We start from the raw sequence: 3,933 nt of genomic DNA, 5'->3' as shown, positions 1-3,933 counted from the left end.
TCAGGTCTGTGACAGTCTCAGTGACCCGGTTCCAGGCGGCGTCGAAGGTGTAGGCTTCAGCCTTATCCGGGTAGTGCACGGCCTGGAGGCGGTCGGCGGCGTCGTAGGTGTAGGTGGTGATTTCTTCGCCGAAGCCGTTGTGCTCGGTCTGCTGAGTACGATTGCCGTTGCCGTCGTACTGGTAGCCGTAGCGGGCCACTTCGCCGCCGTGATGGCGGTGGACCAGGCTGGTCAGGCGGTGGCCGGTGTCGTAGTGGTAATCGCTCACGCCGCCGTGGGGGTAGGCGATGCCGCTGAGCTGGTCAGTGCGGCGGTAGCTGTAGCGGGTCTCGCCGTCCTGGGTGGCGACGCTGCTCAGGCGGTTGCGGCGGTCGTAGCGGTATTGAGTGACATGCCCGGCGGAGGACAGCAGGCGGGTGCGGTTGCCGTTGTCGTCGTAGCTGTAGCTGACCGTCTGCCCGAAGTGGTCGGTCTGGTGGATCAGGCGGTCGAAGCGGTCGTAGCGGTAGGCGGTGGTCCGGGCGGCGCCGCCTTCTGCGGTCAGGGTTTCTGTCACGCTCAGGCGACGTATTTAATATTCACCTAAGCTTAGTGTCACGAGCTGGATGCCAAGCTTGCTGGTCAAATACTCAACATGCATGACGTAGCCCTGCATACCAAATGCGTCCCAAGCAGGCTTTTGGCCCAAAACAGGCAGCATCACACCCTCGCTATTTTCCAGCGGTTCACCAAGCTTCGCACGAACTTGCTTCCGCGACATATCGAAAGCGAGCCCTTCTGGCAATCCATCCACACGTGCTTGATACCCTCCATGCCCATCTGAGTGTAAATGAACTGCCTGAATCTTCCCATTCTCATAAAGCACAATAGATAAACCTGCTTCTGGAATTTCGACGTACGCCTCGTCACCGATAATCTCAGGATCCGGGACCTCAAAAGGATCGAAGGCACCTTGTTTGATCGATTCGTAGAAATCTCTGCCTAACATTAAAGTTGGACTTATCATTAGTACAATCCACTCTTGCGATTTGCCTCATGAAGCTGTTCGAAGGCGGCATCAATTTCACGCTGACCGTGCCCTTGTGAAGCCAGCCTCTCCCGCAAAACAGCTTCGTCTCGTCGAGCTGCCGCCCCTAAATCTGCAGCATCCTGCTGAATCTTTGAGCGAGCATTTCGACCACCATATGTACGAGATTCCTGCTGATGAAGATCAGTGTCAATTACCAAAGTATTGGTATTGTTCCGCAATTCCCGAGATTCCGAGGCAGTCAATTTACGACCCAGTCGCTGTGCGCATTTTACCTTCGCTGACGAGACGCCCAACCTATACGAAAAGCCCGAATTGCGGGGCTTGGGCGGGCATTTTCAGCTTATAAAACAATAAACTAACTAAGCCTTTAACCTGTTTGTGAACCATTGCTTTTGCAAGCCTTCCACTTTTGACTGTTTCAGCCATGCTGCTCTCGGACGAACACCCTTGAAGGATCGGCAGCGCAACGTCCTTGACCAGCCTTGATATCTCCTCTTTCCGCTTCTGATCAGACAACGACTCGTTTTCCAAGTCGAATACCGATTCAATTTCTTTTCTTTCCTCATCAGAAACAACAGCCGTCAATCGAAAGCGAATGTGGCAATGATGCTCTTTAGGGAATTCAGCCTCTCCTAACGTTTTCACAGCAACGCCACCATTCACATAGTATTGGCCACCGTATTGAGATTTCTGGATATTAACCAGCAAAACAACCTCGTTGTCACTCCAACACCAACTATCTGATTTTTTCTTGAAGCCTGCTTCTTTAAGAGGTGCGCCAAGCGCCTCTTTAACTAATTTTGAGTCGGCCATCAGTCGTAAGTCTCCACTCTACATGTCCAACATTCGCCTGTGGTGGATTCCAATTCTCGGCGATAACCTTCGACTTATTGTTCACCACGACGAATGGGTAACGAGCTGTCGGATCCATGATCCAAATCATGTCAGCGCTCCCGACAACCCCCGGTCGCTGATATACAACTCCTCTGCCATTGTCACCCACCAGCATCTGGACGGGCGAACACCGTTCGAGGCGTTGAACCGGCTGCCACGTTACGGTGTCCACGGGGAAGTGTGGCCTGTCAGTACGGATTGGTGAAAAAACGAACGGTCAGGAGGAGGGGAAGCAACAGGAATTTACAGCGCAGCTGTCTCTGGCGGCCCTATGAGAAGCAAATCTGCTCAGAATCTGAGCAGATGATGGGTAGCTGGATGTGAGGGAGGTCCGCCGGACAGGCGGACGGGCACCATGATTGGAGCAGTATGCTGCTACGATTTCTGTTCATTTAGTTTCTCGGCGATTAAGGATTTTTCCTGTCGCAGGTTCTATGGTTATTCTTTCTCCTATCCATGTATAGGCTGTAATCTTATGTCCGCTTTCTTCTATATTGACAAATGGAGAGTCAGTCTCGTCAGGATAAGGGTCTGCAGATTTCCATCGCTTCTCAGGATTCCTTTCGGAAAAAAAAATAATGTTGTCATTCGATACCATTCCTTCTGGAACTCGTAGGAGAACAGCAATAAAGTTCTCGACGGATACAGCTTTTTTCACTTCCGCAGGCATTCTAATCTGCCTTCCATTATTGAGTATAAGGGTGTCTCCGTAGTGTTTAAGGTTCATTTTAACCTCCTGCCATTAGAGAAAGCCCCTTCGACTCGGTCAATGAGTTCAAACTGAGTCATTCCTCCTGGATTTCCAAAATTCGCCCCCGCCTGTCCCGTTCTGATTCTGGTCCCGGCTGGAATATTGACATCAACTATGTGTGTAGGTGTATATGGCAATGAAAGCCTCTCCTGTATTTGTCTAGGACTTAAGCCGTTAATGTCTTCGCGGCGCACAACCCATCTTCCTTCAATATTGGAGCGGCCGGGACTATAGACACGGACAAAGCTTTGATCGTTAGATAAGGTCGCCTCAATCACTTCTCGGTTCCGAGCGTATGGCGGGCGATATCCTAGCCGTCCCATCTCTTGGTTCACGTCGCTGGATAGCCGCGAGCGCCTTTCTGTAACAAGGATATTCGAGCCGCGCGTAACAGGTGCAGATGTGGTTATGCTGGTAGTGCCTCGAATGATACTCTGGCCGGCCCCTCCTGCCTGCCGCCCAGGTGTCGCAACTTCCGCCAGCACCACAGTAGCGCCGGCAATCATGACCGCCCTAGTGACTTTCTCCCGGTGGACGAAATATTCCTCAAGTCCAGGAATATCGACTCCCGGGGCAGCTCCGCTTTCTGCAATGGTAATCTGCCGCTCCGATCTATCTAGGTCAAGCGGGGCGACACAGTGAGCCGGTGGGTTCGCACCCGCGCAGGCCGGGTTTGTTCCGGCACGCCGGGCTCTGTCACCCTCCTGTACGTTCTCTTGGTGCCGGGCAATGTCTTGGTTCCGGTGCTCCTGTTCCGCGCGGAGGCGGGCCTCACGACCGCCGGGGTCATGGACAATCTGGCTGTCGCTGCCGCCGGTGTCCGAGAAGGTAACGGTTCCGCGCTCGTCGACATTCCTGAAGATGGGTTGCCGCCCATCCGGGTCCACATACACCGTCGGGTTCTGATACGCATACAGGTACTTATGCAGGCTCGGCGGCATGCTCACATCGCCAGACCAGGGGTCCTGGCTCAGGAAGCGGGCGGTTTCCGGGTCGTAGTAGCGCGCCTTGGCGTAGATCAGGCCGGTTTCCTGATCGTGTTCGTGGCCGGTGAAGCCGAAGCGGTTGAAGGAGGTGCCGCTTTGTTGGCGGGTGTTGCCCCAGGCGTCGTAGCTGTAGCGGGCGCTTATTGTGCCGTCTCGCCGGGTTAGCGCGATGGGGCTGTTCAGGGCATCGAACAGGTAATACTCGGGGAGGCTGTTGGCCGCTCGCAGGCTCAGCAGGCGGTCCGGGCCGTAGTCGTAGCGGGCGGTCAGGG

General features: G+C 54.2%; 5 protein-coding genes. All 5 read right to left on the bottom strand.

The genetic code is table 11. The features are described from left to right. Positions 1-556, bottom strand: a 556-nt coding sequence (locus K8B33_RS16020; protein ID WP_223428344.1) for a hypothetical protein, incomplete at its 3' end; no start/stop codon positions are given. Positions 557-571: 15 nt separating this feature from the next. Continuing rightward, a complete protein-coding gene (locus K8B33_RS16015) occupies positions 572-1,006 on the bottom strand; it encodes a hypothetical protein (RefSeq protein ID WP_223428343.1) in 435 nt (144 codons plus the stop codon). A 318-nt stretch (positions 1,007-1,324) separates the two neighbouring features. Then, complete coding sequence (locus K8B33_RS16160) at positions 1,325-1,843, bottom strand: DUF4304 domain-containing protein (RefSeq protein WP_263284735.1); 519 nt, start codon at positions 1,841-1,843, stop codon at positions 1,325-1,327. A gap of 469 nt (positions 1,844-2,312) precedes the next feature. Then, a complete protein-coding gene (locus tag K8B33_RS16000; protein ID WP_223428342.1) occupies positions 2,313-2,651 on the bottom strand; it encodes a hypothetical protein in 339 nt (112 codons plus the stop codon). Beyond that, a partial coding sequence (locus K8B33_RS15995; protein WP_223428341.1) for an RHS repeat-associated core domain-containing protein occupies positions 2,648-3,933 on the bottom strand: 1,286 nt, incomplete at its 5' end. The genes K8B33_RS16000 and K8B33_RS15995, both read right to left, overlap by 4 nt.

This window comes from Alcanivorax limicola (genome assembly GCF_019931215.1).
Lineage (GTDB): Bacteria > Pseudomonadota > Gammaproteobacteria > Pseudomonadales > Alcanivoracaceae > Isoalcanivorax > Isoalcanivorax limicola.
This window is presented reverse-complemented; position numbering and strand designations above follow the sequence as displayed.

Excerpts from the sequence above, each read along its gene's own strand:
- K8B33_RS16000 (WP_223428342.1), bottom strand. The coding sequence starts at position 2,651 with ATGAACCTTAAACACTACGGAGACACCCTTATACTCAATAATGGAAGG.
- K8B33_RS16015 (WP_223428343.1), bottom strand. The coding sequence starts at position 1,006 with ATGATAAGTCCAACTTTAATGTTAGGCAGAGATTTCTACGAATCGATC.
- K8B33_RS16160 (WP_263284735.1), bottom strand. The coding sequence starts at position 1,843 with ATGGCCGACTCAAAATTAGTTAAAGAGGCGCTTGGCGCACCTCTTAAA.